This is a genomic window from Hominifimenecus sp. rT4P-3, assembly GCF_051055405.1.
GTDB lineage: Bacteria > Bacillota > Clostridia > Lachnospirales > Lachnospiraceae > Pseudolachnospira.
This window is the reverse complement of the sequence record NZ_CP167068.1, coordinates 1,434,798-1,459,879: the sequence shown is the minus strand read 5'-3', so window position 1 is coordinate 1,459,879 and position 25,082 is coordinate 1,434,798. Positions and strand designations below refer to the sequence as shown.

General features: G+C 47.9%; 23 protein-coding genes and 1 riboswitch. Of the genes, 9 read left to right on the top strand and 14 right to left on the bottom strand.

Annotated features, from left to right (window positions below):
* The first annotated feature begins 23 nt into the window (after positions 1 to 23).
* Positions 24 to 1,220, top strand: a complete 1,197-nt coding sequence (tig, locus tag ACCC71_RS06775; protein ID WP_434311662.1) for a trigger factor — start codon at positions 24 to 26, stop codon at positions 1,218 to 1,220.
* A 108-nt stretch (positions 1,221 to 1,328) separates the two neighbouring features.
* On the opposite strand, the gene ACCC71_RS06770 is transcribed toward tig, so the two are convergent.
* Together ACCC71_RS06770 and ACCC71_RS06765 are read right to left on the bottom strand one after the other, a co-directional pair.
* Positions 1,329 to 2,171: a DegV family protein gene (locus tag ACCC71_RS06770; protein ID WP_434311661.1), complete on the bottom strand. Its 843-nt coding sequence runs from the start codon at positions 2,169 to 2,171 to the stop codon at positions 1,329 to 1,331.
* Between the two features lie 113 nt (positions 2,172 to 2,284).
* Positions 2,285 to 3,697 carry a D-alanyl-D-alanine carboxypeptidase family protein gene (locus tag ACCC71_RS06765; RefSeq protein ID WP_434311660.1) on the bottom strand — a complete coding sequence of 471 codons (1,413 nt, stop codon included), beginning with the start codon at positions 3,695 to 3,697 and terminating at the stop codon, positions 2,285 to 2,287.
* A gap of 235 nt (positions 3,698 to 3,932) precedes the next feature.
* Between ACCC71_RS06765 and ACCC71_RS06760 the strand changes: the two genes are divergently transcribed.
* The 3 genes from ACCC71_RS06760 to ACCC71_RS06750 all read left to right on the top strand — a co-directional run bounded on the left by ACCC71_RS06760 (position 3,933) and on the right by ACCC71_RS06750 (position 6,134).
* Positions 3,933 to 4,730, top strand: coding sequence for an N-acetylmuramoyl-L-alanine amidase (locus ACCC71_RS06760; protein ID WP_434311659.1), 798 nt, complete (start codon positions 3,933 to 3,935; stop codon positions 4,728 to 4,730).
* Positions 4,731 to 4,903: 173 nt separating this feature from the next.
* On the top strand, positions 4,904 to 5,680 hold the full coding sequence (locus ACCC71_RS06755) for a threonine/serine exporter family protein (protein ID WP_434311658.1): 777 nt from the start codon (positions 4,904 to 4,906) through the stop codon (positions 5,678 to 5,680).
* A 16-nt stretch (positions 5,681 to 5,696) separates the two neighbouring features.
* Positions 5,697 to 6,134, top strand: coding sequence for a threonine/serine exporter family protein (locus ACCC71_RS06750; RefSeq protein ID WP_434311657.1), 438 nt, complete (start codon positions 5,697 to 5,699; stop codon positions 6,132 to 6,134).
* On the opposite strand, the gene ACCC71_RS06745 is transcribed toward ACCC71_RS06750, so the two are convergent.
* From ACCC71_RS06745 to ACCC71_RS06735, 3 genes are all read right to left on the bottom strand, one after another.
* Positions 6,116 to 7,888, bottom strand: coding sequence for an ABC transporter ATP-binding protein (locus ACCC71_RS06745; RefSeq protein ID WP_434311656.1), 1,773 nt, complete (start codon positions 7,886 to 7,888; stop codon positions 6,116 to 6,118). The genes ACCC71_RS06750 and ACCC71_RS06745 overlap by 19 nt on opposite strands.
* 209 nt (positions 7,889 to 8,097) lie before the next feature.
* Positions 8,098 to 9,657 carry a cardiolipin synthase gene (gene cls / locus ACCC71_RS06740; RefSeq protein WP_434311655.1) on the bottom strand — a complete coding sequence of 520 codons (1,560 nt, stop codon included), beginning with the start codon at positions 9,655 to 9,657 and terminating at the stop codon, positions 8,098 to 8,100.
* Between the two features lie 38 nt (positions 9,658 to 9,695).
* Positions 9,696 to 10,763 (bottom strand): branched-chain amino acid aminotransferase, encoded by a 1,068-nt coding sequence (locus ACCC71_RS06735; protein ID WP_434311654.1) that lies wholly within the window; start codon positions 10,761 to 10,763, stop codon positions 9,696 to 9,698.
* Positions 10,764 to 11,089: 326 nt separating this feature from the next.
* Between ACCC71_RS06735 and thyA the strand changes: the two genes are divergently transcribed.
* The 5 genes from thyA (at position 11,090) to thiE (ending at position 14,818) form a co-directional block, all read left to right on the top strand.
* On the top strand, positions 11,090 to 11,920 hold the full coding sequence (gene thyA, locus ACCC71_RS06730; protein ID WP_434311653.1) for a thymidylate synthase: 831 nt from the start codon (positions 11,090 to 11,092) through the stop codon (positions 11,918 to 11,920).
* Positions 11,921 to 11,936: 16 nt separating this feature from the next.
* The gene (locus ACCC71_RS06725; protein WP_434311652.1) at positions 11,937 to 12,431 is read left to right on the top strand and encodes a dihydrofolate reductase; all 495 of its coding nucleotides are present in this window, start codon (positions 11,937 to 11,939) and stop codon (positions 12,429 to 12,431) included.
* A gap of 89 nt (positions 12,432 to 12,520) precedes the next feature.
* Positions 12,521 to 12,617: riboswitch (TPP riboswitch) on the top strand.
* Positions 12,618 to 12,826: 209 nt separating this feature from the next.
* On the top strand, positions 12,827 to 13,399 hold the full coding sequence (thiW, locus tag ACCC71_RS06720; RefSeq protein WP_434311651.1) for an energy coupling factor transporter S component ThiW: 573 nt from the start codon (positions 12,827 to 12,829) through the stop codon (positions 13,397 to 13,399).
* Entirely contained in the window at positions 13,350 to 14,192 is an 843-nt protein-coding gene (gene thiM, locus ACCC71_RS06715) for a hydroxyethylthiazole kinase (protein WP_434311650.1), read from the top strand. The genes thiW and thiM overlap by 50 nt, the downstream gene beginning before the upstream one ends.
* Positions 14,189 to 14,818: a thiamine phosphate synthase gene (thiE, locus tag ACCC71_RS06710; protein ID WP_434311649.1), complete on the top strand. Its 630-nt coding sequence runs from the start codon at positions 14,189 to 14,191 to the stop codon at positions 14,816 to 14,818. Before thiM ends, thiE begins: the two co-directional genes overlap by 4 nt.
* Before the next feature lie 57 nt (positions 14,819 to 14,875).
* Here thiE and ACCC71_RS06705 read toward each other — a convergent pair whose 3' ends face one another.
* The 9 genes from ACCC71_RS06705 to ACCC71_RS06665 form a co-directional block, all read right to left on the bottom strand.
* The gene (locus tag ACCC71_RS06705) at positions 14,876 to 15,409 is read right to left on the bottom strand and encodes a GNAT family N-acetyltransferase (RefSeq protein ID WP_434311648.1); all 534 of its coding nucleotides are present in this window, start codon (positions 15,407 to 15,409) and stop codon (positions 14,876 to 14,878) included.
* Between the two features lie 227 nt (positions 15,410 to 15,636).
* On the bottom strand, positions 15,637 to 16,674 hold the full coding sequence (locus ACCC71_RS06700; protein WP_434311647.1) for a carbon-nitrogen hydrolase family protein: 1,038 nt from the start codon (positions 16,672 to 16,674) through the stop codon (positions 15,637 to 15,639).
* Between the two features lie 106 nt (positions 16,675 to 16,780).
* Positions 16,781 to 17,221 (bottom strand): hypothetical protein, encoded by a 441-nt coding sequence (locus ACCC71_RS06695; RefSeq protein ID WP_434311646.1) that lies wholly within the window; start codon positions 17,219 to 17,221, stop codon positions 16,781 to 16,783.
* 2 nt (positions 17,222 to 17,223) lie between these two features.
* Positions 17,224 to 18,183, bottom strand: coding sequence for an ABC transporter permease (locus ACCC71_RS06690; protein WP_434311645.1), 960 nt, complete (start codon positions 18,181 to 18,183; stop codon positions 17,224 to 17,226).
* Position 18,184: 1 nt separating this feature from the next.
* Positions 18,185 to 19,675 (bottom strand): sugar ABC transporter ATP-binding protein, encoded by a 1,491-nt coding sequence (locus ACCC71_RS06685; RefSeq protein WP_434311644.1) that lies wholly within the window; start codon positions 19,673 to 19,675, stop codon positions 18,185 to 18,187.
* 21 nt (positions 19,676 to 19,696) lie between these two features.
* Positions 19,697 to 20,803: a sugar ABC transporter substrate-binding protein gene (locus ACCC71_RS06680; RefSeq protein ID WP_434311643.1), complete on the bottom strand. Its 1,107-nt coding sequence runs from the start codon at positions 20,801 to 20,803 to the stop codon at positions 19,697 to 19,699.
* Between the two features lie 89 nt (positions 20,804 to 20,892).
* Complete coding sequence (locus ACCC71_RS06675; RefSeq protein ID WP_434311642.1) at positions 20,893 to 22,413, bottom strand: hypothetical protein; 1,521 nt, start codon at positions 22,411 to 22,413, stop codon at positions 20,893 to 20,895.
* 8 nt (positions 22,414 to 22,421) lie between these two features.
* Positions 22,422 to 23,480 (bottom strand): sensor histidine kinase, encoded by a 1,059-nt coding sequence (locus ACCC71_RS06670; protein ID WP_434311641.1) that lies wholly within the window; start codon positions 23,478 to 23,480, stop codon positions 22,422 to 22,424.
* A gap of 12 nt (positions 23,481 to 23,492) precedes the next feature.
* Complete coding sequence (locus tag ACCC71_RS06665) at positions 23,493 to 25,070, bottom strand: response regulator transcription factor (RefSeq protein WP_434311640.1); 1,578 nt, start codon at positions 25,068 to 25,070, stop codon at positions 23,493 to 23,495.
* Positions 25,071 to 25,082: the final 12 nt, after the last annotated feature.

The window sequence follows — 25,082 nt, the reverse complement described above, 5'->3', positions numbered from 1 at the left end:
GATTGGAATGGAAAGGAATCGATATGATGAAAAAAGGAAAAAAGTGGAGCTGTCTCTTCTTAGCGGCTTCTATGACGGCAGCGCTTCTTACTAGCTGTACAAAACAGACAACCCCTACGGAAACGCCGGAAGCCACCTCTTCTGTGGAAACAACGGCAGCGGAAACCAGCTCAGCCGCCAGTACGGAAAGCACTTCCGCCGCAGCGGAAACCACAGCTGCTTATCAATATAGCGAGGGTTTGACCGAAGACGGCTTTTTTGAAAATTTGAGAGCGCTGGATTACGTTACGCTTCCCTCTTATCAGGGAATCGAGATTCCTGCCGACGTGCACACGATCACGGAGGAAAAAATTCAGACCTCCATTGATACGCAGCTCAGCGCTTATGCAAAGGCGGAACAAGTAACCGACCGCGCAGTCGTTGACGGCGATACTGTCAACATCGATTATGTGGGCAGCATCGACGGTGTAGAATTTGAAGGCGGCACCACAAGGGGAGCCGGGACAAGCGTAACGATTGGTGTGACCAACTACATCGACGATTTTCTGGAGCAGTTAATCGGCCACAAACCCGGCGAGACCATTCAGGTGGAAGTCACCTTCCCGGAGAATTACGGAAAAGAAGAGCTCAATGGCAAAGACGCTGTTTTCGTTACCACTATCAACTATATTGAAGGGGAAATGATCACACCGGAGCTGACCGACGATTTTGTAAAAGAAAATTTCCAGGCTCAATACGGTTGGAATACGGCGGATGAGATGAAAGAAGGGATTCGCTCCGACCTGCAAAAATCCGCGGAGTCGGAATTTATCTGGAACTACCTGATGGAGAATTCTACTATCTCCGAGGTACCGGAAGCCGTATTGGAATATGAAAAGGGCCAGATGATTCAGTACTATACCAGCAATGCCGCCATGTATGGTGTGGATTTAAATACCTTTTTAACGACGATGATGGGCGTGGCATCCGTGGACGAGCTGGTGGAAAAGTCCGCCGAGGATTTAAATAATTCCGCCAAGCGCCGAATGATTGTACAGGCCATTGCCGAGGACGCCTCCCTGGGAGTGACCGAGGAAGACCTCATCCTTTACTTCACGGAAAACATGGGCACCGCAGATTACCGTTCCTATGAGGAATTTTATGGAGAGGGCTATCTGAAAATGATCCTTTTAAACGAACAGGTGACCAATCTTCTAATAGAAAACGCCAAGCGTTTGTAACAAAGCAAGTTATTTCCTTCGTAAAAACGTATGTAACACAAAATGGGCAAACCCTTCGCTCGTAAAGGGCTTGCCCATTTTATTCATGATTTACGATTTTCTCTCACATCAAACCGTTACGACAATTCCTCCATCGTTGGCGTAAGTGGTACTGACCCCGGCGGCGTTCACCACATATACCTTCTTAAAAGATAGACGGCTGCACAGCATCTCTTTCACTGCCACAGCCCGCTCCGGGCAATTCACATGGGTAATCCCCAAAATCTTTTCCTCAGAATTTTTGCAGTTTTCCACGACGATATCTACCATCTTTTTCAAAGCCCTCTGAATCCCGCGGCTCTGATCCAGCTTGATGATAACGCCCTTTCTGGCGGACATCACCGGTTTAATGTGGAGAGCAGTGGCCAGTATCGCCGCCAAACCGGTCAAACGGCCATTTTTCCGCAGAGTATCCAGATCTTCCAGAACAAAATACGTCTTAAGCTCGTCCCGATAAGCCTCCACCCGTTTCACAATCTCCTCAAAATCAAGGCCAGCTTCCGCCAGCTCTTGAATCTTAAATCCAATCAGGGTTTCCCCACAGCATGCCGATTCCGAATCTACCACATGAATGTTTTTCTTCCCAGGATACTCTTCCTCATACATCTTTTTTCCTAATATTGCGCTGTTATACGTACCGCTTAATTGCTGGGACAAGGTAACGACAAATACCATCTCCGCGTCGTTCTCCTCGTAGGCGCGGAAAAATGCTTCCGGGGACGGACACGCCGTCTTTGCACACTCCGAACTCTCTTTCACCAGACGAATATATTCTTTTTGTTGAAAAGATTCATCGTCAATGAAACTTTTTCCGCCCACTTGAAGCGTCAAAGGAACGGTGCGAAAATAGCCCTCTTCCTTTACTTCCTCCGTCAAATCGCTACAACTGTCCACAACAATCTTATACTTCACAATAACCCTCCTGGAAAACATGCAGTTTTTATTACTATATATGATAGCATATATTTCCACCTTTGAAAAGAGGGTTTTTTATTCAATACGGAGTATCCTACCAGATTACCTTTTTATTGATACCGTTGTCTATTTCTCCTTCTCTGTTCTCGCAGTTTCTTTCTCCGCCGATGAATTGCCCACTGGAAAATTACCAGGAAAAGAACCACCAAAGCAAGGGCGCACAAAAGACAAGCCGCCGTGATCTGCCAAGCGCTCCATCCTGAAAAAAATCCAGCATTATCTGTGCTTTCCTTTGACGTCTCAAACGTAGAAGGCGCTGCCAGAGTTGTCTCCGGCAAATTTCCATCGGAAGGTTTAGGAGCAGATTTCATTTTGGCCGTTATTGGAATCTCGCCGATTTTTTGTCCCTGATACGAATAGACCAGCTGTCCGGAGCAAGAATCATTGGTCTCCGGTTCTCCCATGGTCAATGCCACATCTACGTTGGAATAATCCGCCTCTTTCGGCAGCAGCAGAAATCCATTTTCATCAAGCGTAAGGCTTTCCACATTATTTAAAGATTTCGACGCCTCCGCTTGAAGCGCTGCCATGTCCGCTTGGGCTGCGGCATCGTAGACAGAAAACTGATCAAAGCCATAATCCAATAATTTTTTCGTATCCTCAAAAGATTGGGCTCTGCTTTCAGCTTTCAACGTGACGCACACCAATTCACGCTCTCCCCGAACCCCATACGTAACCAACGTATTCTGAGCCTTCTGAATATATCCTGTCTTTCCGGCTACCACATCCGCATCATAATATTCCGAACCAGGCACCAACATTTGATGGCGCATATCCACCGTAAATCCATTGGGCCAAGGCGTCGTAGCAGCGGCCGTATAGCGTGGTGTGGAATCGATCTCTAAAAATAGGTCGTTCTGTATTGCTCCCCAAAAAATACGAGCCATATCTTCTGCCGTCGTGTAGTGATTTTCATGAAAAAGCCCGTGAGGGTTGGCAAAATTGGAATGCGTCGCTCCCAATTCTTTCGCCTTCCGGTTCATCTCTTCGGCAAAAGCCTCCACAGAACCGGACATGTATTCCGCAAGAGCATAAGCCGTTTCGTTGGAAGACTTTAACATCAGCACATAAAGGCAGTCTTTGACCGAAAGCTGATCTCCCTCCGCCATCAGCCCACTGATTCCATCGGAATCCAAATCCGTTACCGAATTATGGGAAAACGTTACCATCCCGTTTAAATCGCAGTTTTCTACGATTAGCAATGCGGTCAAAACTTTCGTAATACTGGCCGGGTATAACACTTCATCCGCATTTTTTTCATAGAGCACAGCGCCGGTCTGTAAATCAATCAGGCAGGCGGCTTCTGAGTTGATCTCCGGCCCCGCCGGCCATCCGCTGATACTTCGGTAGTCCACCGTAACCCGGTCTGTCCGCCCGCCCGCTGCAAAAAGTTCCGGAGCCGGTCCAAAGACCAAAAGAATAGCTAAAAGGACACTACATACTCTCCATATTTGTCTTTTCATAATTCCCTCAAAATTTCTCTTCATTTTTGGTGATTGCGGCTTCTCCGCAAATGCCAGCGAAAAATTTTCTACTCTAGTCATTATAGCGAAGGTCAGCCGTAAGAGCAATCCCCAAATCCAAAGAATCTTTCCCGATCGTATCATTGTCTCCTTGCCTCCAAAGGCGCTCTGTCTTATCTTCTTTCAGACACCGTTCCTTTGATCAAAGCATTCACCGAGGCAATCTATACCGCATATGCTGATAGAAAACAGATATAGGAGTTTTTCCGTGGCAGAAACTATTATTATCGATGCCGGTCATGGCGGCCGGGATCCGGGAGCGGTCTATCAGGGCAGGAAGGAATCCGATGATACGCTTCGGCTCGCGCTGGCGCTTGGCGATATTTTAAAAAGAGCCGGGTATAACGTCGTCTATACCCGTACCTCCGATGTCTACAATACGCCCTATGAGAAGGCGGTCATTGGCAACAATTCCGGGGGTGATTTGTTCGTCTCCATCCACCGAAATTCCGTGGAGCAGCCAAATACCTCCACCGGTGTGGAAACCTTGGTTTACAAAGACACCGGCCTTCCGGGAGAACTAGGCAGAAATATCAACGCGGAGCTGGCAAAACTTGGATTTGGCAACCGCGGCGTCATTGAGCGCCCCGGTCTGGTGGTATTACGCCGAACGGAAATGCCTGCCGTTTTAATCGAGGCTGGCTTTATCAACAATGAGAAAGACAATGCCTTATTCGATGAAAAATTAGAAGAAATTGCTGGGGCGATTGCCGATGGGATCACTGAAACGCTAAATGAAAATGATCCGCCAAGCGATATTTTCTACCGTGTTCAGGCCGGCGCCTTTGCCAGCCGCAGCAATGCAGACCGTCTGAGGGATAAACTGATTTCCGAAGGTTTTCCGGCATTCACAGTATTGCGGGACGGCCTCTACAAGGTCCAGGTCGGCGCCTTCCGCAATCTGGAAAACGCCATCCGCATGGAACAGGTTTTGCGTGGCAAGGGCTACAGTACTTTTATTTCCAGCAACTAACTTACTCTAAGAGCTAGATTTGTCCGATAGAATTCCGATCTGACAAATCTAGCTCTTTTTTTCCACGCACCTTGAAATCTAGGTTTCCCTATGCTACACTCGGTTAAGAAAAAAGAGAAAGCGCCTAGTTATTTCTTTTAGATAAAATTTTGTTATCTTTGGAGAACCCCAAAATGGAAGAAAAATATCGCGTTTTAGCGGATACCGCCGTTTTAGCCGGTGAAATCATGTTAAAAGCAGGGGCGGAGACATTCCGCGTAGAAGATACCATCCGCCGGATTCTTCGCACCTCTGGCTTTGAACACTGCGAAGCATTTGTCGTTACCACCGGTATTATGATTACCCTGGAAAGTTCCAAAGCGGGTACGATCAGTTTAAACCGCCGTGTTTCCAGTAAAAGTACAAATTTAGGTGTCATTGATCAGGTCAATACCATCTCCCGCCAATTTTGTCAAGGCGAGTTGGATCTTTCAGAAACATTTCAGCAATTAAAAAATCTGACCCCAGTCCGCTATCCGGAATGGTTAACTTACCTCTGCATGGTTTTAACGGCAGCGTTTTTTACGTTAATACTGGGAGGCGGTCCTGCGGAATGTTTTGTATCCGCGTTCAATGGCCTCTACTTTATGATCAGTCGCATCTTAAACCGGCGGCTTCACCTAAACGACTTTGTATTCAATATGTTCGCCTCCTTTTTTATGGCGTTTACCTGTATTGCGATTCAAACGTTGATCCTCCCTGAGCTTTTGGCCGAACCTGCTATCGCCGGTTCTATCATGGCGCTTCTTCCCGGTCTTGCCATGACAAACGGGATCCGCGATACGCTGGAAGGAGACTATATGTCAGGCGCCGCCCGCATCATCGAAGCCTTCGTCATCGCGGCTTCTCTGGCTTTAGGAATCGGTGTTGGAATGGAATGCTGCCGCCTGCTGCTTCAGGCTCTGGTTTAAAAGGAGGTTTTCTATCATGTTGCTACACGCTTTTGGTTCCCTGGGAGCCGTTATTACGCTGGGACTTATCTTCTGCGTTCCAAAACGCTTTTTGATATACTCTGGATTTACTGGAATGGTTGGCTGGTGCGTCTATCAAATACTACTGGGAACTGGCTTTGATGAAATGTTCTCTATGTTTCTGCCTGCTCTATTAGTGGCCGTTGTTTCCCATCTATTCGCTCGCTTTTTTAAAGCGCCCGTCACGATTTTTCTGGTTCCTGGTATTCTTCCTTTGGTTCCAGGCGTCGGGATGTACCGAATCGTTTACTCCATCCTGCAAGAGCAAAGCGCCGCCGCCAGCTATTATTTCCTCTATACCCTTCAGACGGCGGCCATGATTGCCATTGCCATTTTTATTACGGACACGTTTTTCAAAATTATCAATCGAAAGCATCAGGCTTCCAGTGATTGACGTTCCACCTTGTCCTCTTTTCGAAACACTTCCGGGAGCTCCGCCGCTTTTCCCGTCACATCTTCCCACAAATCGGCGGCGGCAGTTTCCTCCAATACCGGCTGTACCGGACGAATTTCCCCTCCGGCAATCCAATAATTCCGATCACACCAAGCCAAAACCTGAGAATCGTGGGAGGTTAAAATGCAAGTCTTTTCTCTCCATACCTGATACAGATTAGATAAAACGTTCTCTTCTGTTTCTGCATCCATAGCAGACGTCGGCTCGTCCAGCACACAGATCGGAGCGTCTTTTAATACGGCTCTGGCGATGGCCAACTGCTGCGCCTGACCGGCGGAAAGGCAAAGCCCCTGGCCGCCCAACATGGTATCGAGCCCCTCTGGTTGACGGCGCACAAAGGAATCCAAGCATACGATTCCCAATGCCTGCCACATTTCTTCCTCTTTTGCTTCCGGCCTTCCCAAACGTAAATTTGCCGCAATGGTTCCAGGGAACAAAGAACCGTCCTGGGGTACCCAGGCAAAAAATTCCCTGGAAGCCGCTGAAACCAGGCAAGTAAGACCTTGCCGGTGAATCAATTCCACTTCCCCAGCATCCGGAAACACCTGCCCTAGCAACAGGCGTACCGCTGTGGTCTTGCCCGCTCCGGAAAATCCGCCGATACCAACCCACTCTTCCGGCAAAGCCTCTAAGGTTGCCTGCTCCAAAACCATCTTTTCCTTGCGATAGCCAAAATCCACCTGGCGAAATCGCACGGCAAACCCTTCTTTTTGCCGCATTTCCAAAAGTTCTACCCACTCTTCGTCTAATCGGCCCTCCTCCGGAAGTTCCAGCATCTCGGCCAGTCTCCCGGCTGATACCATACTTTCCGCTTTCCTGCCGAGCAAACCTTTTAAAGGAACCAAATTTCCAGTCAAAAAGCCAATCAGCAGCAGATAAACAACGGCATTCTCCGCCGTTCCGCCGCGCATCCATTCTCCCGCTCTCGCTAAAAATGCGGCTGATACCACAAAGCCCAGAATGAATAGTCCTCCTTCCATTCCATCCCGGTATCGTTTCGCCTTTTTCCAATACCGTTTCTGCCGGCGCATCAGCTCCGACTGCTGCCGTTCAAATACGCCGCCGGCTTGGTAACTCTGAATCACGGACAATTTGTCCACGGAGTCCCGGTAAAAAGCAGCTGCCTGGCTTTCCATCTCTTTCCATCTTCCAATGGCTTTAAAATTTTTCCGATATAAAAACCAAAAAATTCCGGCGGACACGAAAATCAGCCCGCTAAGAATTCCGGCCACAGCCGGATCATAAAGCATCAGCAAAACTGGCATGCCGCAAAAGCCAGCCACGGCTTTCCAAATTCTACGGCGCATCTCTGTCACTGCATTGGCCGTAATCCCAGCGTCCCTCTGAATCCGCTGTTCTGCATCTCCCCGCCGAATCTGGCTGACCGTCCTCCAATCCCCCTCCAAAATCTGACGATAAGCGGCATTTTGAAGTTCATCTTCCACCTGGGAGCACATGGTTTCCCCAATCATTTCGGAAACTTTTCCCAAAATCAGACTAAACAGCGCGCATCCCGCTGCGCCAAGTAACGTCTGCCATGCTAGGCGTACCTCCAGCCGCTCTGCAAAAGCTGCTGCTTTGCCCCCCAAAAGAATGCCGCACAGCATCAAAACTTCTGCCGCTAAATCCATCCCCCGAAGCAGCATCTGGGTTCTCCGATACTTGGCGTTTACCACCAATTTTCCCTCTTTCACACTCCGTACCTCCTGATTTTACTTACGGCGCCGCCGTCTTCTCCGATGTGTCTTTTGGGAAAATAGTAAAGAATCTCCCTTCGTAAGATTCTGCTTCGCAATTTTCTGCAAAATAAAAAGAATGCGAAAACTGCGCTGCTCTCCGCAAATGCCTTTGTTGCTTCGGGCCCCGCCCGCTGCCTAGGTGTTTTTCGCATTCTTTTTGTATTCTATAACAGAGGGGCAACCAGGCGCAACGCCTTCCCCGCCAGTTTTTTCATAATCGGATACTCCCTGCAATCTGCCAAAGTAATCCGCCTGCAATTTTTCAGTGTGGCCTGAAAATCCGCTTCCACATCAGCCACCACTGGATTATCATAAATGAAAACTCCACATTCAAAATGAAGATACAAACTTCGAAAATCCAAATTGATCGTTCCAACTGTACATTGATCGTCGTCCGCTACAAAGGATTTTGCATGAATAAAGCCTGGCATATACTCATAAATCTTTACGCCTGCTCGAATCAGCCCAGGGAAATGGGTCCTGGCCACCAAATAAGCATACTGCTTATCCGGGATATGAGGAAGAATTATCTTCACATCCACTCCCCGTTTTGCCGCATATCGAAGAGAGGTATCCGTCTCATCATCCAAAATCAAATAGGGCGTACAGATATGCAGGTAACGTTTTGCATGCTGAATAATATCCAGATAAATCAGTTCTCCAACCCGTTCATTATCAAGAGGGCTGTCCCCATAGGGAATCACATAACCTTTTGGCGAACGCTTAAAATTCCATTCTGACCGCAGGTAACGAGTGTAGGATTCCGGCGCAAGACCACTGATGTTCCACATTTGCAGAAACATCATGGTAAAACTTTTTACCGCATCCCCTTTTATCATAACCGCCGTATCTTTCCAGTGACCAAACCGGACTTTTTGATTGATATACTCATCCGCCAGGTTTATCCCGCCGGTAAAAGCGGTATGTCCGTCGATGACCAAAATCTTCCGGTGATCTCGGTTGTTCTGTGAAGTGGATAGAACGGGACGCACCGGAGCAAACATCTTGCACTGGATGCCAGCGGCTACCATCTCTTTTGGGTAATCGTATGGCAGACGGACCAACGAATTCATCCCATCATACATGAAACGAATTTCCACGCCCTGCTTGGCCTTTCTTTTCAGAATCGCCAGCACGCTGTCCCACATGATCCCCTCTTCTACGATAAAATACTCCAAAAAAATGAATTTGCGGGCGGCTTCCAGCTGCCGGAGCATTTCATTAAACTTATCCTCTCCTAAGGGAAAATACGTAACGTCCGTATTTTGATAAGCCGGGTATCCTCCATACAAATCAATATAACGCGCCAGATTTGCAATGTCCTCATTCTCTTTCCGCAGCGTATCCGCCACTGCCGGGTCCTGTTTCAGATAAGGCGCCGTCTCCTGAATCATTCCCCGAAGTTTTCGATTGATCACACGAGAACCAATCTGGCTTTTCAAAAAGACATAGAATAAACTGCCCATTACCGGTACTGCAAGCACCGGCATCAACCACGCAATCTTAAAAGAAGAACTGATGTCCCGATTAATGATATGAATCACCAATACTACACTGAGAATCACCGACGCTGAGTAGATAAAGACGGTGTATTCAGACAGCCAGCTAAATAGGACGAACAGGCTCCCCGCCTGCAAAAGCAGGAGAAGGAGCACAACCGCCGTTCGTCCAAACACAACGTGGTGCAAACCACGTTTACCAGCTTGTATCTTATTATTTATCACGCAAATTTTCTCCCCTGACCGCAGAGTAAAATTCTTATTTATACCTCTACGCTCCAACCGGCAGGTCCCTCGATCTCGCCCAGCTGAATACCGGTAATCGTATCGTAAAGCTTCTGGCTGACCGGTCCAATATTGCCGTCGCCGATCTTCATCACATCATCGCCAAAACGAAGCTCGTTTACCGGAGAGATGACCGCTGCCGTACCGCTGCCAAATACCTCTTCCAATGCGCCGCTTCTGGCCGCCTCCTCCAGCTCGTCGACAGAGATCTTACGCTCTTCCGCCGGCATGCCCCAAAGCTTGCAAAGCGCCAGCACGGAATCTCTGGTAACGCCAGGCAGAATGCTGCCGTTTAACATCGGTGTAACCACGGTTCCATTGATCTTAAAGAAGATATTCATGGCGCCGACTTCCTCGATGTACTTTCTCTCCACGCCGTCCAGCCACAGTACTTGCGAATATCCCGCGTCATGGGCCTTCACCTGAGATTTCAGGCTGGCGCAGTAGTTTCCGCCGGTCTTTGCATAACCGATTCCGCCGCGGACAGCACGAACATACTCGTCCTCAATCCAGATTTTAACCGGATCCAGGCCTTCCGGATAGTACGGGCCCGACGGGGACATGATGATGATAAACTGATAGGTATGAGAAGGACGAACTCCCAAAAACGGATCCGTCGCAATGACAAACGGACGAATATAAAGAGAGGTTCCCGGTCTGGTGGGAATCCAATCCGCATCGATCTTTACCACTGCTTTCAGAGCATCCAGGAAATCATCCGGATCAATTCTCGGAATGCAGAGACGATCGTTGCTGTTATTGCCACGCTCGATGTTTTTATCCGGGCGAAACAGCAAAACCCGTCCGTCCTTGGAACGGTATGCTTTCAGGCCCTCAAACATTTCCTGTCCATAGTGAAATACCATGGCCGCCGGGCTCAGCTTCAAATCCTGAAAAGGAACGATTCTGGCGTCGTGCCAGCCTTTTCCCTCCTCGTAATCCATCACAAACATATGATCCGTAAAAATCGTGCCAAAGGTCAACGGATCATCTTCAGCCGGTTTCATTTTCGGATTTGTCGTTTTTTCTACTCTGATATCTAACATATCCTTATCCTCCATGCCCTTTCGGCGGGCGATTAGTATTTGCTATTTATTATGCTTCTAAACTCGTCCCATGTCAAGTGGCTTTTCCCCCCAAGAGCCGCTATTTTTCGTGTTTTTTTTGATGTTTTTTTCGCACTTTTTCCATTCTTTTTTCTTTCTATATGGCGAAATATTTATATATTATTTTTTCCATACACACCGTACGAACGATACAAAACTGTCGCCTTGTCAATAAGAGTTATCTCTGGTATACTGAAAGTATCTTTAGCAATCGAAGAGAATGGAAGGCAACATATTTGCCCTATAGCGGGCAGTCAGGAGGAGATATGAGCTACGCAGACCAGCTTTTTATAGAAAACTGCCGGGATATTTTAACCAACGGCGTCTGGGATACGGATTATGAGGTACGTCCCCGCTGGGACGACGGCGCGCCAGCCCACACGATCAAAAAATTCGGGATGGTAAACCGCTATGACCTATCCAAAGAATTTCCAATGATGACACTGCGAAGAACCGCTTGGAAATCCGCGTTGGACGAGCTTTTGTGGATCTGGCAGAAAAAGTCCAACAACATCCATCAGCTAGGCAGCCATATTTGGGATTCCTGGGCTGATGAAACCGGCTCCATCGGCAAGGCCTACGGCTATCAGCTCGGCGTCAAGCATCAATATAAAGAAGGCATGTTTGATCAGGTAGACCGGGTACTGTACGATTTAAAACACAATCCGACCAGCCGCCGAATCATGACAAATATTTACAATCACCAGGATCTTCATGAGATGGGGCTGTACCCCTGCGCTTACAGCATGACGTTCAATGTATCCGGGCATAAGTTAAACGCCATTTTAAATCAGCGTTCTCAGGACATGCTGACTGCCAATAACTGGAATGTCTGTCAGTATGCTCTTTTGACCATGATGATCGCGCAAGTCAGCGGATTTGAACCAGGCGAGCTGGTTCATGTGGTGGCAGACGCTCATATTTATGATCGTCATGTACCAATGGTGGAGGAAATGATTCAAAATTCTCCTTTCCCTGCACCGAAAGTGGAGATCAATCCCGATATCCAGGATTTTTATCAATTTACAGTAGAGGACGTTACGGTCAGCGATTACGCGTTCCATCCTTTTACAACTAAAATTCCTGTGGCCATTTAACAAAAGGAGAACTCTTATGAACTGTATTGTCGTTGTCGCCTCCAACTGGGCGATCGGAAAAAAAAACAAGCTTCTCTTCTCCCTGCCGGAAGACATGAAGCATTTTCGCAGCCATACCTTAGGTAAGACCGTTGTGATGGGGAGAAAAACACTGGAATCCTTCCCCGGCGGAAAACCGCTTCCCAAACGGACGAATCTGGTTCTGACCAGAGATCCATCCTACCAAAAAGAGGGCGTTACGGTCTGCCACAGCAAGGAAGAAGTTCTCCTCGCCATCAAAGACCTTCCGGAAGAAGACGTGATGATCATCGGCGGCGCGGAAATCTACCGTTTGTTTTTGCCTGAATGCAAGCGGGCTTATCTGACAGAAGTCTCCGCTTCTGTTCCTGACGCCGACAGTTTTTTTCCTGAGATTTCGGAACAAACCGGCTGGAAGCTGATTTCCCGGTCAGAGGAAATGACGGAGGGTGCTCTCCGCTATCGCTTTTGTACATACGAAAAAGAGATGTAAATTTTATTTCTACCTTTGACTGTACTTTTTACAAAAAATTTTATAGAATAAAAAAACTTGACAAAAAAATTATTGCACGTATAATAGGGATTGACAAATGAGGGAGCGTCATGCTGAGAGGAAGCCTTGCTTCGACCTGACCTGATGCGGATAATGCCGCCGGAGGGATATTTGTTTCTATCGAATATTATGTTTTGTGATAGAAAGGAATGCACCTCTGTGCCTTCCTTTTTTGTTCGTCCGAGGGGGAGCGCCCTGGGATGTACGACAGGTTCGACGCCTGCCGATACCATGCGATGGGAATCCATGTTCTGGAGTGAGAGGAAGCCAGTAAGCTTCGACCGACCCGGAAAACCGGTTATTTTTACGAAATCCAGAAAGCGAGGTATTTTACTATGTCGAACCTGAAGTCTAACTCTGCCGTTTTGCGGATGGTCATGCTATCGATGCTGATTGCGATCGGCGTTGTCATCTCCCCGATTCTACGGGTAGAAGGCATGTGTCCCATGGCCCATCTGATCAACATCACCTGTTCCGTCTTTATGGGGCCCTGGTATTCGCTCCTTTGTGCTACGATGATCGGTATCATCCGCATGTTATTCATGGGAATTCCACCGCTTGCACTGACCGGAGCTGTTTTCGGAGCGTTTCTTTCCGGCCTTCTCTACCGCATTTCCGGCGGAAAGATCCTGTTTGCCGTTTTTGGAGAAGTGATAGGAACCGGTATCATTGGAGCGATCGCTTCCTATCCGGTTATGACATATCTGGTGGGGCGCACCGGCCTGACATGGATGTTCTATGTACCGTCCTTTATCGGCGGCACCTTGATCGGCGGTACGATTGCTTTCATTTTCCTAAAAGCGCTGGCCAAAAATCACATGCTTGGAAAAATTCAGACTGCCCTGGGAGTGAATATCTATGACAGAAAAAAGAATGAATCAACTTCTGAACGCAAGGCGACAGCTTAAAGATACCAGTCCTTTAATCCACTGCATCACCAACCCGATTTCTATCAATGACTGCGCCAACGCGGTTTTAGCCGTAGGCGCCCGCCCCATTATGGCTGAGCATCCGGGGGAATCTGCGGAAATTACGGCTTCTGCTTCCGCCCTAGCGGTCAATCTCGGAAATATCACCGACGCTAGGATGGAGTCCATGCTGCTCTCTGGCCATAAGGCGCGCGCCTTGTCTCTGCCCCGCATCATCGACGTGGTGGGAGTCAGCTGCAGTAAACTCCGCCTGGAATACGCCAAACGCTGGATTGCGGAGTGCGCGCCTTCTATCATCAAAGGAAATCTGGCAGAGATTCGTATGCTATGCGGGGAGAATATTTTATCTTCCGGTATCGACGCCTCCGATCAAGATCAGCTCTCCCAAAATAATCTTTTGGTTCGAATCGCGTCCGCCAAACAGTTGGCAAAAAAAACAGGTTCGGTGATCCTGGCGAGTGGGAAAACCGATCTCATCACGGATGGGAAGGAAGTATTTTTGGTAGACAACGGCTGTTCCAAAATGGCCCGCCTGACAGGAACCGGTTGTATGCTAAATGTACTGACCGGAGCTTTTCTCTCCGTTCTTCCGCCGCTTTCCGCGGCCCTTTTTACCGCTGCATTTTTAGGAATCTGCGGAGAAGAAGCCGATACGGAAACAGGAATGGGGAGTTTCCATGTTCGGCTGATGGATCAGCTGGATGTGATCTCAGATGAAACCTTACAACGCCGCGCCAAAATCATCGAATACTCCAAGGAGGAATGTTTATGAATCCCGCTGATCTGACCTTATATCTCGTCACGGACAGTTCTTACCATACGGAAGAAAGCTTCCTGTGGACCATCGAAGAAGCCTGCAAAGGGGGCGTCACCTTGGTTCAGCTTCGGGAAAAATCCGGTGGACGTGATTATTTAACAACTGCGTTTCGCGTCAAAGAGATTACTGACCGCTATCAGATTCCTCTGATCATTGACGACCGGGTAGACGTAGCCTTAGCCTGCGGCGCAGCCGGCGTCCACGTTGGGCAATCGGATCTTCCGGTCTCCTATGCCAGGCAGCTGATGGGGCCGGATAAGATCGTGGGCGCAACGGCAAAAACAGTTCCCCAGGCCCTGGAAGCCTATCGCCAAGGCGCGGACTATTTAGGCGTCGGAGCAATCTATCCGACCACCACGAAGGTAGTCACGATTTTAACCAAGGTGGAGACTTTAAATGAGATCGCCGACGCGGTTCCCATCCCTCTCGTCGCCATCGGAGGACTAAACGAAGAAAATTTGGATATCTTAAAAGGGGCAAAAATGAACGGGATCGCTGTGGTCTCCGCGATTATGAAGTCCAAAACGCCAAAGGAAGCCGCGACTAAACTGCTGCAGCTAAGTAAAAATTTACAGGAATAAAAGGATAAAAGCCCTGGACGCTGCTCAAACCGTCGTCCAGGGCTTTTATCCTTTTATTCAAATCAACAAATTAACCTCGGAAATCTCTTCCAATCCGCCCGGCGCCAGTTCCAACACCAACACAAAATCTTGCGGCGCTCCGTTGGATTCTCGAATGCCCAGATGTTTTCCTGGCACAAAATCAAAACGGGAATAAAAAACGGGATGTCCGATCAGAAAAATTGCCTGATATTGCAATTGCTTCGCTTTTTCTATCGCCGCCTGTATCAGCGAGGTGGCAATGCCTTGATGCTGATATGCTTCCTGTGTACATACCGGAGACAGCAACAGACTGTTTTTTCCATTTTTCGTCTTTGATTCCGGCAGTTCCGACAGCATTAAATAGCCGACTATCGCACCATCCGCTTCCACCAAGAGCGACAGTTCCGGAATAAATCGGCCTTCCGATCTCATATTGGACAAAATATCCTTCTGAGCCCCGCCGAAATTTAAAGTATTCTGAAACATCGTCTCGATCAGGCTCTCAATCGCAGGAAAATCACCCTCCCGTTCTTCACGAACTGTCCAGACTTTCTTCTTTCGTCTTCCCATTCTTCTCTAATCTGCCTCCAATCCTTTATAATTCACAGAAAAACTCATGATAAAATATCTTTCAATAGACACTTCCGGAAAAATTTTCTTATAGCAGGACAAGATTTGACATTCATCCGTGTCTTCATTATACAAAAAGCTCTGGCATTTTGCCAGAGCCTTTCCATATCTTTTTCAAGTTTTTTTGTGCTTTTTATTTCTTTTTGTAAACTTTACGTATCATTTTATCAATTCCACGGTATCATTCCCCGCAATTCGTCGACATAGGCCGCCATTCCCGTCGTCTTAAAACGGCGTAAGGGCAATAAACCGTAGACTTCGCAAAGTTCCCCAACCGTTATATCTTCGTCTTCTGTTGAAAGAATTATCCACTCCTCTTCCGCATAAAGGGAACGATCCACCTGCACCCGTCCTGGATACTCTCTCTCAATTCGTTCGATTACAGCCTCGTTAAAATTTTTATGAAAGATCGTCCGATCGAGATCTAGCGTCACCTTTGCTACGTTGGCGACCTCTCCCTCCCTCGGATACTGTACCAATAATTGATCTCCATTGATATCCGCTACCCGGCAATCGCCTCTTCCAACGCTCGTGCAGCTCACCACGTAATAATGGTTTGTTCCAGCGCGGAAAGCCGCGTTGCGCCCGCCGGAAAATGCGGAAGACCAGGCCACCAATTCCACATCCTGCGCCGCCATTTGCCGCCACAATTCCGGAAAATTCATATCAAAACAGATCGCAAAACCCACACGTCCAAAATCACAATCATAGACGCCCACTTTTGTCCCCGGCACATTGGGCTCTTCCAAAACAGAAGCCTCCATCAGCTCCGCCATACTGCACACGTCTCCTTTGGCATCCTTGAACTCCGGCGGATAGGGATATATTTTATCGTAAATATAAACCTGGCGGCCCTGACGGTCCAACAAAAAGCTGCTGTTGTGTTTTAGGCGCTGTGCTTTCTGCCAGATTCCCTGCTCATCCGCTTTCCGGATCTGTTCCTCCTCCGTTTCGGAAAGATAGCGTTCCATACATACCACCACATAGGTATGATATTTTACCGCAATCGCCGCTGCCCGCTCCAAAACAGGCGCCCGAAAGCCGTCGTCTTCCGGTTCCGCAATCTGTCCGCTCCAGATCTCCGGGGTTAAAATCAGATCTGCGCCAGCCGCAGCAGCCTTCTCCACTTCCCGTAAAATCGCTTCCGGCTCTTCCTCGTAATCCGGTGCCATACATATGCTTGCAATTCTTACCTTTCTGCTCATCGGTCTCCCCTTTCATGATCTACAAATTTCAATCTTTCAGCGGGTATCCCTTCCATTCACAAAAGTATACATGCCTCATAGCGGGATATTTGGGCATCTGCTTGGCTTATTGCCTGCGGGTAAATAAATGGGACAGAATACTGCCCTTTGGAAAACCGCTCAGAATTTGCTCATAACTGCCGCCCCGCAGAATACGTTTGGGGTAAGCCTGATTCCACGCTTCCAAAATATTGCGCTCCAGCGGCTCGCTGCATGGAAGTTTCATCATTCGGATGGAGGGAATCAGGTAACATACGATCACATAAGAACAGTCACGCAGTATCCCGCTCCCCAGGCGGGCCGCCGCTCCCACCTCCTCCTGTACCCTTTGAATCAGCGCATCCGCTGTTTCCCGCAGACATGCTTCCGAACCAGAACGCAAATATTCTTCATTTAACTTTTCTATGGAGAAACGGCAGTTCTCCCGATATTCCTCGAAAGCTGCCGTATACTCCGTTTTCCGAAAGCGGGCAATCCACCCTTCTCGATTTTCCATCCAAGCCTGCATTCTCAATCATCCCTCTTCGACAATTTTCTTACTGCATCAAAGGTAATCGCAAGCAAAATAATTAAACCACGGACAAAATCCGTCCAATAAGCGGAAACGTTCATCATATTCAGTCCATTGTTCAATGCAGCGATGATGACGCAGCCGATAAACGCGCCGACTACGTTGCCTCGGCCTCCGCTCATGGAGATTCCTCCGATGACTAAGCCCGACAGCGCGTTCATCTCCGTTCCCTCGCCTGCATTGGCCACCGCAGAACCCATACGTCCCGTCAAAACAACGCCGGCAACCACAACGAGCATACCGGAAATCACATAGCAGATCCGCTCCACCCGCTGTACATTGACGCCGGCCAGAAAAGCTGCTTCCCTGTTTCCGCCGATAGCATACACCTGATGGCCAAATACGGTTTTGCTGAGGACAAACCAACATACGGCAAAGATGAGAATCATCAGGATAACCGCCACCGGAAAGCTGCCGATTTTTCCAGAACCAAGCCAGGTAAAGCTGTCCGGAAGCCCGTACACAGTTTTTCCACCGGAAATCGCCAACGCTAAACCAGCGATCATGATGGATACCGACAAAGTAACAATAAAGGGCAGCATCTTTAATTTTGTCACCAAAAGCCCGTCAAAAAGCCCAACCAAGGCCCCCATGATCAGTACGACAACGATCACCAGAATCGTATTCCAGCCGGCGGAAAGTAATTTTCCGGCGATTACGCCGGTCAGCGCCATCATGGAACCGCCGATCAAGTCAAAATTTCCGCAGATCATGACGAACATCATGCCGGCTCCCACGATAGCTGTACTGGTCGCCTGAAGAAAAATATTGGAAATATTATTATAGCTCAGGAACTTACCGGATACCAAAGAAAATACGACTCCCATCGCGATCAAGATCGTCAGCGCCGGAATCACTTCCCGCACCTTCATAGGAATCTTTTCATAGAAACTTTTCACTTTATTTTCCTCCTGTCGCGTAGTTCATAACCAGCTCGCTGGTGGCTTTCTCCCTGGGAATGTCCGCCACAATGGTATGCTCGTGCATCACCAGAACCCGATCCGCCATCCCCAATACTTCCGGCAATTCAGAAGACACCATAATAACAGCGGCGCCAGCTTCCGCAAAAGCAATCATCTGTTTATACATCTCCATTTTCACCGCCACATCGATGCCTCTGGTGGGCTCATCCAGCAAAAACAGCACCGGATTCCCATAAGTGATTCGCGCTAAGATCAGTTTTTGTTGATTTCCACCGCTGAGCTTCCCAGTTTCCTTTGCCAGCGAAGGGGTCTTTACATCATATTTTCGAACGCCCTCCTCCGCCATCTTCCGGACTTTTTTCTCGTTGACTACGCCATGGCTGGCCAACTCTTTATAATGGGAAAGCGCAATATTTTGCTGGCAGTCCTGACTCAGAATCAGTCCTTCCTTCTTCCGGTCCTCCGAGACCATAACGATTCCCTGATCTAAAACTTTACGAATGGATTTTGTCTTCAAAGGCTTTCCTTTAAAATACATTTCCCCTTCCGTATAGGGATAAAAGCCGTATATGGTCTTTAAAAGCTCGGTCCGCCCTGCTCCATTAATACCGGCGATTCCTACGATCTCTCCGGCCCGAATTTTCAAGTTAATGTTATGTACCTTATGGTTCGATACATTTTTCAGCTCCAAAATCACTTCGCCCTGTCCGGATTCTTTTTCTTTCGCTGGGAACTGCTGGTCTACCCGGCGATTCACCATGGCAAAGACCAGGTCGTCCACCGTCCATTCCTTGGTCGGTTTTACATCGATCACCTTGCCATCCCGTAGCACTGCAACCCGGTCGGTGATTTCAAAAATCTCCTCCATATGATGGGAGATAAAAATAATGGCATAGCCTTGATCACGAAACTTACGGATCAACCCATAAAGCCGCAGGGTATCCTGATGGCTTAAGGAAGACGTCGGTTCATCCATAATCAAAACTTTTGATTTTCTGCCGATGGCTCTTCCCACTTCAATCAACTGTTGGCTTCCGATTCCCAGATCTCCCGCTTTCACTTTATCCGGAGAGGCGTTGATTCCCAACTCCTTTAACACTTCCCGACTATCCGCATACAACTTTTTATAATCGACAATCCCCTTTGCCGATACCGGCGGATGTCCCAGAAAAAGATTTTCCGCCAGGCTTAGTTCTGGAACAATCGTCAGTTCCTGATAAATCGCGGAAATACCAAGCTCTCTCGACTTTATCGCATTTAGCTTTACTTCCTGTCCCTCAAATTCAATGACGCCTCCATTGGGCTGATAAAGACCAGTCAAGATCTTAATCAGCGTGGATTTTCCGGCGCCGTTTTCCCCGCATATTCCCAGGACCTCTCCCGGGTAAAGGCTTAGATTGATATCGTCTAAAACCTTTACGCCGGGGAACTCTTTGGAAATATGTTTCAATTCCACAACACTGTTCATAGTAAGGTCCCTTCTGGATATTTACCGAACCTGCTCTGCCCACAGGCCGAATTCAGCCAGCTCTTTCGAATCAATATTCTCGGTCGTAATGTTAAACAGACCGACATACTGTACGTCGCTCTTCGGCTCGACTTTGTTTACGACATAGTCATACGCCATCTGCACCGCGTCTGCTCCCATGGTAATGGGCTGCTGAGAAATGCAGGCGTCGCATTTGCCTTTGCGAATGTTATCCAGAATTTCCATACCGCCATCGGCGGATACAACCAGAATATGATCGTCTTCGCCCTGAGGATAATAACGGTTTGCCGCGTCGATGGCCTGGATAACGCCGATCGCATTGTTATCGCCGGAGCACCACACGGCATCGATATCATCGTTGGCCTGTAAGATATCCGTCATGGTATTTAACGCTTTTTCTACTTCCAAATCCGCGTTCTGTTCCACAATCTGAATATCCGGATACTGATCGATCACTTCGTGGAAACCGGCGCTGCGGTTTGTGCCGGAAGTGGAGGTCAGAGAAGCCATCAGGTTTACAACCTTTCCGGAGTAAGAACCGTTCTTCTCCTTCAGATACTCCGCAATGTACTCGCCGGCCATCCGTCCCATCTCCATGTTGTCCGATGCGACCCAGCACTTGATATCCTTGCTGTTTCCAGAGGTATCCACTGTAAAGACCGGAATGCCAGCTTCCGTAGCCGCATCAATCGCTACAGAAATCCCCTCGCTGTCCCAAGGCTCTACGATAATGCAGCTAACGCCTTGGTTGATCATATCCAGAATCTGATCTACCTGGGTCTGATTGTTTACATTACAATCTCTTACGATCAATTCTACGCCCAGTTCATCCGCCTTGTCCTGAGCGCCTTGTACCATAGCAATCAAGAACTCTGCAGCCATAGAAAGAATACTAAGGCCAATGACACAGTCCTCTGTGCCCACCTGATTTGCCGCGGTTTCCACCATCGTAGAACCAGCCTCGCTGGCAGCGGTAGTCTCCGCTGCAGCCGCAGTCGTTGCGCCGGCAGCCGACGTAGTCGTATCATTGGAACTGCCGCATCCCACTAATCCAAAAACCATAGACATTGATAAAACAATGGCAAGTGCTTTTCTTAGCTTCTTCATACTGTCTCCTTCTTAGATCTGGTTTTGTTCATTCGAATGACATATTTTATTATAGCGGATGAAAAGGAAATCCAACAATATGGCAACTTTTAGATTAGGGGTATATTTTTTGGCTTGTTCAGCCAACGCAGATCGCTTCCCTGAATCAAAATGAGGCGGTCACATAGATCGCTAATTACAGAAGTATTGATAGAAAAGAGTAAAATCGCCATTCCTTCTTCCGCGCACTGGTCGATCAATGCACACATTTGCTGCCGGCTTACAAAATCCAAATGAATACTGGGAGAGATCATCACCAGAACTTTCGCTTTTAGCTGCCTTGCCCGTACCAGATACAATTGCAGCTGCTGAATCGCCGTCAGTTGCTCTGGATATTTACTGTAATCCTCTCGGAAACATCCGATACGCTCCGCCTGTTCCTCAAACGCAACTCGAAGCAGCGTTCTGGCTCCTGCCTTGGAAAAAGGATAAAACCGGTTTAATCTTTGATAGTTTAAATTCACCGCCAAATTCTCGTTTGGAATCAAGCCGAAATGCGGAAGCCTCCCATCGATCAAACAAATACCCTTTCGCATACTATCTTTGATGCTGCGAAGCGTCACTTTCTGTCCGTCGAGCCATAGCTTTCCATCGCTCTCTCTATATTTTCCTGACAAAAACCTCTGAAAATCTTCCGCCGCCCGCTCTGTCATATCGGCAATTCCAACGATCTCGCCCGCATGTAGTTCCAGCTTTTGTATGAGACTACATTCCCCCCGCCCTGGAAACACCAGGGTAAACAAATTCTTTTCCCGCATTCTGCTCTGTCGGACGTATTTTTCCGCCACGGAACGATCTGCCAACAAGAAAGCTAACTGATCTCTTGTCAGTTCCCCCCGTTCAAAGACGCCTTCATTCATCCCTTTTTTCAATACGAGAATCCGATCGGACACTTCCATCAGGGGATTTAACTGATTATCTGCAAAGACCACCGTGATACGAAGTTCTTTTAGTCTTCGCAGCATATCCTGCAAAAATCCAGGCTCCATCTGACAATAATTTCCAATCCGATTCATTACAATCAACCGAGCACCTCCGAGAACAGCCCTGGCTACCTCCACCCAAAGCTGCTGTGCGCGGGATAGGTCTTCCGCCCGTTTTTTCACATCGATATCAATCTTCCAATGGTCAAAAAACTCCCGGACAATCGTATAGGCCCTCTGGCGGTGAACCAATGCGGTTGGGTAAGGAATCAATGGAGCAGCCAACAACTCTTGATTTTCCCGACGCATATGGAATCGTTTCCGCCCTCCTGCCGGAATCACATATACATTGGACGCCACATCTTCTCCCGCAATAATCGCAGACTGACGGTGAATACCATAAATGCCGACGGACATCGCTTCAGAATAGCCGTTAAGAACGATTTTTTTCCCCCGATAGGAAAATGTTCCTTGACTTAAAGAACAATTTCCCGTTAAGACATTGCAGAGTGCATCCAGCTCATCATTATTCAGGCTAACTACGCCGAGGACTTCCCCCTCGCATACAGAAAAATCCAGACGATTCAAAATCACCTGTCTTTTTCTCTGATAGCAGCCGTGATAAATACCAACCATTTCCTTTTTCATATCTTGCCCTATTCTGATTTGCCAAAGGCATATGTCTTTTGTGTCTCCGACTGACAAATCGCCGGAACCGTAATGGTAAAGAAGGTTCCCACCTGCTCCAAGCTGGATACTGAAACTCCATATGCTTCTCCAAATGCCAGTTTTAACCTTTGATTCAAATTTACAATGGCAATTCCGGATTTTCTTTTTCTGGTAGGCTCAATATCAAAGCTGGTTCCCTTTTCCAATTTCTCCCGCAAAGATAGGAGCGTCTCCCGGTCCATGCCAAGACCATTGTCGCTGATCCGTATCACCAGCTTTTCATCCATGCGGTATGCTTGTATTCGAACTTCGCCTTCCCCATCCTTATTTTCCAGGCCATGGTGAAGAGCATTTTCTACCAAAGGCTGTATCGACAGCCGCGGCAGTAAATATTTTTTTAACGTTTCCTCTTCCGGATCCAGTTCCAGCCGCAGGGAAAATTTATCTCCAAAACGGTATTTCTGAATCAAAAAATAATTCTTTACATTGTCCAATTCTTCCTGGAGGGTCGTCATATCATCTGGTTTTCCAATATTATAACGGAACATCGTCGCCAGAGCTTCTGTCATCTCCGCCACCTCCGTACAATCCTGCATCAAGGCATAGCCGCGGATGGTATCTAGAGTATTATAAAGGAAGTGCGGATTAATTTGATTTTGAAGGGCCCGCATCCTTGCCTGCACCAACAAAAGCTCCTGGTTGAACTGCCGGTCTCCCAGCTCGTGAAGCAAGTCCCCCAAAAGTTCCAGACGATTTTCAAATTCGACTGTTTCACCGGAAAACCAAAAGGGATACTCTGCCTCCTGCAAAAACAATCCACTGATTTGCCGCAGACGGTTCCGCTCTGAATTCACGCAGCTTCCCAGAAAAATAAACAGCATCAGCACCGCCATCGCAGTAATCCCCGCAGCGATAGCAGCAGCGTACATTCCCCACAAAAGAAAAATTTCTCCCACCACAAGAAGCAAGAGCCCCAACAGGCTTCCATTCCTCCTGCCGGCATACCACCGGATCAGACGTTTTCGTATCTCTCTATTCTTTTTCATCCAAGTCTCCGCTTATAAATGGATTTTTCGGTACTCTGCGGGCCGGATACCCACATTTTTAATGAACACTTTACTAAAATACTTTGCGTCTGTATATCCGACTTTTGCCGCAATCTCTGCTAAATTTAAAGACGTTTCCACCAAGTAAGCTTTTGCTTTTGCCAGCCGTACCTGGGTCAAATACTCCGTAAAGTTAACCCCTTCGCTCTTTTTAAAGAGGCTGCTGAAATAAGCACTGTTTAGACCCGTCCAGGCGGCCACATCCTCCATGGTAACGGCTTCATGATAATGTTCATTGACGTAAGCTTTCGCCAGCTTGACCGGCCGGTTCTCCATTTCTTTCCGCTTTTTCTCCCGGATATCAAAGATTTCCTGCAACAGTTTTCTTACTTCGCAGGTCATTTTGCCATAGGAATGGTAAAAGGCGATTTGCCGCTTCCAGCGCAGGAACACTTGCTCCGTCTGCTCATCCCAAAGTCCCAGTTCTTGCAGGCATGCGGCGAGCTCATTTCCTAGAACCTCCAGCAGCTCAAACATCGCCCAAGGATACGCTTCCGTTTCCTTCTTCTCCGCCTTCAAAAGATCCTGCAAAAATCCCCAGGCCTCCGTTTCCTCCTTACTATCGATCACACGCATCAGCTCAATCTTTTTTTGTGGGCTTAAAGCGATCTTCTCTTTCTCATCCGGTATAGCAAAGCGTTCTAGCAACAGCGGCTCCCCTTGGTCTACGAAGGCCCTTCCGCGCATCAGGCGCCGCATCTTGCGAGCCGCTGCTGGAAGCTCTTGAAAAGAGTGCATTTCCTGGCTGATCGCCATGGTAATTTTTCGATTGGCATACTTCACTTTCGCCCGGTTTAAAAAGTCGTGATAGAGTTTCCAAATTTGGCGTTCCTCTTCCTTTTCGGTACGTTTCATACAGGTTAAGAGCGATAGAGAGCCTTCAGAATCCAGCACTGCCTCCAAATCGGAAAGGTTTTCTCCGAACTCATCCAGATAACTTTTGGCCAGCTGTTTTGCCACCAGCTCATTTTCTCGGTCAAAAAGCACATCGTTCTCACTTCCCACAAAAATCTGCACGAAATAGAAACTCCCGGCATCCAAATGAAAATATTGGCGGCCCGCCTCCGCCTGATCTTCTTCGCCGTCCAGAATTTTTGTCAGCCAGATCTTCCGCATCTTTTCCCGTTCTTCCCGCAGAACCGCGATTTCACTGCTTTCCATCTTCTTTTTGCAGATTCGCTGCAAAATCGAATTCAATTCTACTTCCTTAATGGGTTTTAGCAGATAATCCTCTACGCCGAATCGAATCGCTTGTTTGGCGTATTCAAATTCCTGATATCCGCTGACAATCACAAAAGAGGTGTCCGGGACGACCTCCCGCACTTTCTCAATCAGATCCAGGCCATTCATCACTGGCATTTGAATGTCCGTAATCACAATATCCGGCTTTTGTTCTTCCACTATCCGGTAAGCCTCCGCCCCATTTGATGCAATCCCCAAGGGAGACAATCCCAGCTCGTCCCAATGAATCAACTTATGAAGCAAAAAACAGATTGCTTTTTCATCATCTGCAATTAAAACAGAAAGCATACCCTCTCCTCC